This is a genomic window from Rhodopseudomonas sp. BR0C11, assembly GCF_010820945.1.
Taxonomy (GTDB): Bacteria; Pseudomonadota; Alphaproteobacteria; order Rhizobiales; family Xanthobacteraceae; genus Rhodopseudomonas; species Rhodopseudomonas palustris_H.
Genome location: NZ_QTKI01000310.1, coordinates 1 through 5,956, shown reverse-complemented (window position 1 = coordinate 5,956; position 5,956 = coordinate 1). Strand labels below are relative to the sequence as shown.

Annotated in this window: 5 protein-coding genes; 2 read left to right on the top strand and 3 right to left on the bottom strand. The window is 65.9% G+C overall.

All coding sequences use genetic code 11. From position 1 onward, the window contains the following. Positions 1 to 119: 119 nt before the first annotated feature. The 3 genes from DYI24_RS19630 to DYI24_RS19620 form a co-directional block, all read right to left on the bottom strand. Positions 120 to 902: an alpha/beta fold hydrolase gene (locus DYI24_RS19630; protein WP_164573493.1), complete on the bottom strand. Its 783-nt coding sequence runs from the start codon at positions 900 to 902 to the stop codon at positions 120 to 122. 3 nt (positions 903 to 905) lie between these two features. Further along, positions 906 to 2,201: an O-acetylhomoserine aminocarboxypropyltransferase gene (locus DYI24_RS19625; RefSeq protein ID WP_164573492.1), complete on the bottom strand. Its 1,296-nt coding sequence runs from the start codon at positions 2,199 to 2,201 to the stop codon at positions 906 to 908. A gap of 158 nt (positions 2,202 to 2,359) precedes the next feature. Beyond that, positions 2,360 to 4,477 carry a S9 family peptidase gene (locus DYI24_RS19620; protein ID WP_164573491.1) on the bottom strand — a complete coding sequence of 706 codons (2,118 nt, stop codon included), beginning with the start codon at positions 4,475 to 4,477 and terminating at the stop codon, positions 2,360 to 2,362. Positions 4,478 to 4,608: 131 nt separating this feature from the next. Here DYI24_RS19620 and DYI24_RS19615 point away from each other — a divergent pair, with 131 nt between their 5' ends. Beyond that, positions 4,609 to 5,484, top strand: coding sequence for a dihydrodipicolinate synthase family protein (locus DYI24_RS19615; protein WP_164573490.1), 876 nt, complete (start codon positions 4,609 to 4,611; stop codon positions 5,482 to 5,484). 261 nt (positions 5,485 to 5,745) lie between these two features. Next, the coding region (locus DYI24_RS19610; RefSeq protein WP_164573489.1) for a hypothetical protein at positions 5,746 to 5,956 on the top strand (211 nt) is incomplete at its 3' end.

Here is a 5,956-nt window from a genome sequence, read left to right as displayed (position 1 = left end):
CTCCCCCTCCAGGGGAGGGTGAAGCGAGGTTGTTGCGACGCCGGGTGCTCCATAGCTCGGGATTCCGGGTTCGCTCGCTGGCGCGAGCGCCCCGGAATGACGAGCGCGGAGCTAGAGTCTTACTCCTGCAGCGCCTTCAGCACGTCGTCGGGGCGCTCGACCATCATGGTGTGGCCGGCGCCTTTCAGGATGACGGTGCGTGAGCCGGCGATTGCGGCTGCCAGCGTCTTGCCGTTCTTGGTCGGAGTCATCATGTCGCGTTCGCCGAGGATGAACAGCGTCGGCACCGTCACCTTCGCCGCCGCGGTCAGTGCGTCCTTGTAGTCGTTACAGGCCGACAAATCGTTGAAGATCACGCCGGGCTTGTTGGCTTCGAGCACGCGCACCGAGCCGCCGTGCATCCACAGGCCGGGAGCGAGGTTGCCGCCGATCTCCGCATCCGGGCCAAGGCCCCAGATCGTCATCATCGCAACCGCCGCGGGATCGTTGGCTTCGGCGGCTTTCAGCAGATCGGGGCCGACCGCCATCGTCGAGGTGGTGCCGATCAGCGCCAAGGACGCCACCTTGGCCGGGTGCCGCGCGGCGGTCTCCAGCGCGATCAGCGAGCCCATCGAATGGCCGATCAGCTTGGCCGGCTGGGCGCCTGTTGCGTCGAGTAGCGCGGCGATCCAGTCGGCCATTTCGGCGATCGTCTTCAGCGGCTCGCCGCCGGAGCGGCCGTGGCCGGGCAGGTCCGGCGCCAGCACGGCGTAGCCGTGGTGCGCGAACCAGCGCGTCTGCAGCGCCCACACCGAGCGATCGAAGCCGGCGCCATGGATGAACACCGCGGCGGGCAGCGAGGCGTCGAACCGCTTGCCGCCGGTGGCAACGAAGGTGTCTGTCCCGTTGACCTTGATCTGCATGACTCAGCCCTTCTGCGAAACGCGCAGAGCCTGCGCCAGGTCAGCGATAATGTCGTCGGCGGTTTCAATGCCGACCGACAGCCGGATCAGTTCCTCGCCGATGCCGGCGGCCTTCAGCTGCTCGGCACTCATCTGTTGGTGCGTGGTCGAAGCCGGATGAATCACCAGCGTCTTGGCGTCGCCGACATTGGCGAGATGGCTGGTCAGCCGCAGCGCTTCGATGAACTTGCGCCCGGCGGCGCGGCCGCCCTTGATACCGAACGAGATGATCGAGCCGGCGCCATTCGGCAGCAGCGTCTTGGCCAGTTCGTAGTCGGGGTGGTTCTCCAGCGTCGGATGCAGCACCCAATCGACCGCCTTGTTGGCCTGGAGGAAGTCGAGCACCGCCTTGGTGTTGGCGACATGCCGATCCATCCGCACCGGCAGCGTCTCGATGCCCTGCAGCAACTGGAACGCATTGGTCGGCGAAAGACACGCGCCGAAGTCACGCAGGCCTTCCATTCGCGCGCGGATGACGAAGGCGGGCGGGCCGAACTGCTCGTCGAAGACGACGTCATGATAGCCGGCATAGGGCTCGGTCAGCGTCGGAAATTTGCCGGAGCCGCGCCAGTCGAACCGGCCGCCGTCGACCAGCACGCCGCCGATCGCGATGCCGTGGCCGCCGAGCCATTTGGTCGCCGAATGCATCACGATGTCGGCGCCGAGTTCGATCGGCTTGCTCAGGTACGGCGTTGCGAAGGTGTTGTCGATCAAGAGCGGGATCTTCGCCTCGTGGGCGATTCCCGCGACCTTCGGGATGTCGAGCACTTCGAGGCCCGGATTGCCGATGGTCTCGCCGATCATCAGCCTGGTATTCGGCTGGATCGCCGCTGCAAGGCCGGCGTGGTCGCGCGGCGCCACGAAGGTGGTGGTGATGCCGAACCGCGGCAGCGTGTGCGCCAGCAGGTTAATCGTGCCGCCGTAGAGCGAGGATGATGCAACGATGTGATCGCCGGCGCTCAGCAGCGTCGCGATCGCCAGATGCAGCGCTGCCATGCCGCTCGCGGTTGCGACCGCGCCGACGCCGTTCTCCAGCGCGGCGATCCGCTCTTCGAGCACCGCGATCGTCGGGTTGGAAATTCGCGTGTAGAGGTGGCCGGGCCGCTCCATGTTGAACAGCGCCGCGGCGTGATCGGTGTCCTGAAACACGTAGGAGGTGGTCTGATAGATCGGCACCGCGCGCGAGCCGGTCAGCGGATCGGGATGCTGCCCGGCGTGCAGGCTGAGGGTTTCAAATCCGGGCGGTTTGGGTGCGGCCATGATGTGCTCGGGTTGTTTCCTGATGAATTGTTAGTTGGTCTCCGTCATTGCGAGGAGCGGAGCGACGAAGCAATCCAGGCTCAGTGCTCGGCGCTTCTGGATTGCTTCGCTTCGCTCGCAATGACGGGGAGGGGTTGTCTGAATGTTTTATGCCACGCTCATGCTTCGGCGTCAGCCAAGCCGACCGCCCATAGCGCAAAGGCATAGACGATCGCGATCTCGTCGAGGCGGCTGAAGCGGCCGGAGGCGCCGCCGTGGCCGGCGCCCATGTTGATGCGCAGCAGCACCGGACCCCCGCCGGTCATGGTGGCGCGCAGCCGCGCGACCCATTTGGCCGGCTCCCAATAGGTCACGCGCGGATCGGTGAGACCGCCCATCGCCAGGATCGCCGGATACTCTTTGGCGGCGACGTTGTCGTAGGGCGAATACGACAGGATGGTCTTGAAGTCGGCTTCGCTCGCAATCGGATTGCCCCACTCCGGCCACTCGGGAGGCGTCAGCGGCAGGGTGTCGTCCAGCATGGTGTTGAGCACGTCGACGAACGGCACCTCGGCGACGATGCCGGCGAACAGCTCACCGGCGCGATTGGCGACCGCGCCCATCAGCATGCCGCCGGCGCTGCCGCCGTGGGCGACGATGCGCTTGGGCGAGGTGTAGTTCGCCGCGATCAGGGCGCGGGCGCTAGCGGCGAAGTCGTCGAACGAGTTGGTCTTCTTCTCGCGCTTGCCGTCGAGATACCAGCCCCAGCCCTTGTCGGCGCCGCCGCGGATATGGGCGATCGCATAGACGAAGCCGCGATCGACCAGCGACAGCGCGTTGGCCGAAAAGCCGGCGCCCATGGCGTGGCCGTAGGAGCCATAGCCATACAACAGCAGCGGCGCCTGGCCGTCGAGCTTGAGGCCGGCCCGATGTAGGATCGACACCGGCACCTCGGCGCCGTCGTCCGCCTTCGCCATGATCCGGGTGGTGACGTAATCGGCCGGATTGTGGCCGGAGGGAATCTCCTGGCGCTTGCGCAAGACGCGCTGCCGCGTCGCCATGTCGTAGTCATAGACCTCCGACGGCGTCGTCATCGACGAATACGAGAACCGCAAGTTCGTGGTGTCGAACTCGTAGCCGCCGATGGTGCCGAGCGAATACGCGGTCTCGGCGAACGCGATGGCGTGTTCGTCGCCGCTTTTGAGGTCGCGGATGGTGATCGACGGCAGCGCATTGGCGCGCTCCAGCCGGATCAGATGGCCGGTGGTGAGATCGAAATCGATCACATAGATCCCGGCGCGGTGCGGGATCAGGTCACGCCAGTTGTTGCGGGTCGGCTCAGCCAGCGGCGCGGTGACGATCTTGAAGTCGATCGCGCCGTCGGCGTTGGTGAGGATGAACAGTTCGTCGCCGCGGTCGCCGAGCGAATACTGCACGCCGAGTTCGCGCTTGGCGACCAGGCGCGGCGGTGCGGTCGGATCGGAAACGTCGATCAGCCGCTGTTCGGAGGTCTCGTGATCGCCGCCGGCGATGACGCAGAACCGGCCGCTGGTGCTTTCGTGGATGTGGGTGAACCAGCCGGAGTCCGGCTCTTCGTAGATCAGAAGATCGTCGGCCTGCTGGGTGCCGAGCTTGTGCAGCCACACCTGCATCGGGCGGTGGTTGTCGTCGAGCTTGACGTAGAAGAACGCGGTCGAATCCGCGGTCCACACCAGGCCGCCGTCGGTCTCCTCGACCACGTCGGGCAGGTCCTGCTTGGTCGCCCAGTCGCGGACGCGGATGGTGTAGTATTCGGAGCCCTTGGTGTCGGCGCTCCAGCCTTCGAGCTTATGATCGAGCGAATGCCGGCGGTCGCCGAACTGGAAGTAGTCGTGGCCCTTGGCGAGCTCGTCGCCGTCGAGGATGATGTCGATCTCGCCGCCGCCGTCGCGGGTGACGCGGCCGTACAGCGGGTGCTGACCGCCCTCGCGATATTTACGCAAGTAAGCGTAAGGCCCGTCCGGTGAGGGGACGCTGGAATCGTCCTCCTTGATCCGGCCGCGCATCTCGGCGACCAGCTTCTTCTGCAAACTCGTGGTGTGGCCGAGCACGCTGTCGGTGTAGCCGTTCTCGGCTTCGAGATAGGTGCGGATGTCCGGATCGAGCAGCGACGGATCGCGCAGCACCTCCTGCCAGTTCGGATCCTTCAGCCAGGCATAGTCGTCGGTCAGCGTGATGCTATGGGTGGTGAAGCTATGCGGACGGCGCGGCGCGACCGGCGGTTGCTGGTTGGCGGCACGGGGCAGGGCAGAGGTCATCGGCAGGTCTCGTTCAGGGTGGGTCGGGGGAGGCTTAGCACGTTTCCGCCTTGCGGCGCCGGGCGTATTGCGCTGGATAGGCGGGGCCGCCGGTTCCGGTGGCCGGATGTGGACAAGTGACGGATTGGATGATGGCGGATTTTCACGGCGTATTCCCTTATCTGGTGTCTCCGGTCGATGCGGAGGGCCGCGTTCGCGCCGATGTGATGGGACGGCTGTGCGACGATCTGATCCAGGCCGGTGTGCACGGGCTGACGCCACTCGGCTCGACCGGGGAATTTGCCTATCTCGGCACCGCGCAGCGCGAGGCAGTGGTGCGGGCGACGATCGAGGCCGCACAGCGCCGCGTGCCGGTGGTCGCCGGCGTCGCCTCGACCTCGGTGGCGGATGCGGTGGCGCAGGCCAGACTGTACGAGAAGCTCGGCGCCGACGGCATTCTGGCGATTCTCGAAGCGTATTTCCCGCTCAAGGATGCGCAGATCGAAAGCTATTTCCGCGCGATCGCGGATGCGGTCGAGATCCCGGTGGTGATCTACACCAACCCGCAATTCCAGCGCTCGGATCTGACGCTGGATGTGATCGCGCGGCTCGCCGAGCATCCGCGGATTCGCTACATCAAGGACGCCTCGACCAATACCGGGCGGCTGCTGTCGATCATCAATCGCTGCGGCGACGCACTACAGGTGTTTTCGGCCTCGGCGCACATCCCCGCGGCGGTGATGCTGATCGGCGGCGTCGGCTGGATGGCCGGCCCTGCCTGCATCGCGCCGCGCCAGAGCGTTCAGCTGTACGAGCTGTGCAAGGCCCAGCGCTGGGACGAGGCATTAAAGCTGCAGCGCAAACTGTGGCGCGTCAACGAAGCCTTCGCCAAATTCAACCTCGCCGCTTGCATCAAGGCCGGCCTGTCGCTGCAAGGCTACGACGTCGGCGACCCCATCCCGCCGCAAGCCGCGCTGACGGCCGAGGAGCGGAAAGCGGTGGAGAAGGTGCTGGCGGAGGTCGCTTAGCCTCTCGGGCGAGCATTCCTTGCGGCGTCATTCCGGGGCGCGCCGCAGGCGCGAACCCGGAATCTCGAGCTGCTGAGCACCCCATCGTCGTAAAAACTTCTGGATTCCGGGTTCGCTCGCGTTCGCGAGCGCCCCGGAATGACCACGTAAACATGGTGCTTGCGTGCATCGCAACGACACCGTCCGCCCCCGCGCCCCTCTTGGCGTACCGCTCGGTTCTCCGCTAAAACTGCGGCCAAGCAAGCAACAAAAGGAAACGGCATGAACATTCTCCCCGGCTCCATGCGGTTCGGTGCGGGCCAGCCCGTCAAGCGTCTCGAGGATCAGCGCCTGCTCACCGGGCACGGCGGCTATCTTGACGACAAGGCCGCCGATGGCGCGTTGTGGCTGGTGGTGATGCGCTCCCCGCATGCGCACGCCGACATCGTCTCGATCGACACCGAGGCGGCGAAGGGGATGCCGGGCGTGGAAG

Coding starts and splice junctions, on each gene's coding strand:
- DYI24_RS19620 (WP_164573491.1), bottom strand. CDS start 4,477: ATGACCTCTGCCCTGCCCCGTGCCGCCAACCAGCAACCGCCGGTCGCG.
- DYI24_RS19625 (WP_164573492.1), bottom strand. CDS start 2,201: ATGGCCGCACCCAAACCGCCCGGATTTGAAACCCTCAGCCTGCACGCC.
- DYI24_RS19615 (WP_164573490.1), top strand. CDS start 4,609: ATGGCGGATTTTCACGGCGTATTCCCTTATCTGGTGTCTCCGGTCGAT.
- DYI24_RS19630 (WP_164573493.1), bottom strand. CDS start 902: ATGCAGATCAAGGTCAACGGGACAGACACCTTCGTTGCCACCGGCGGC.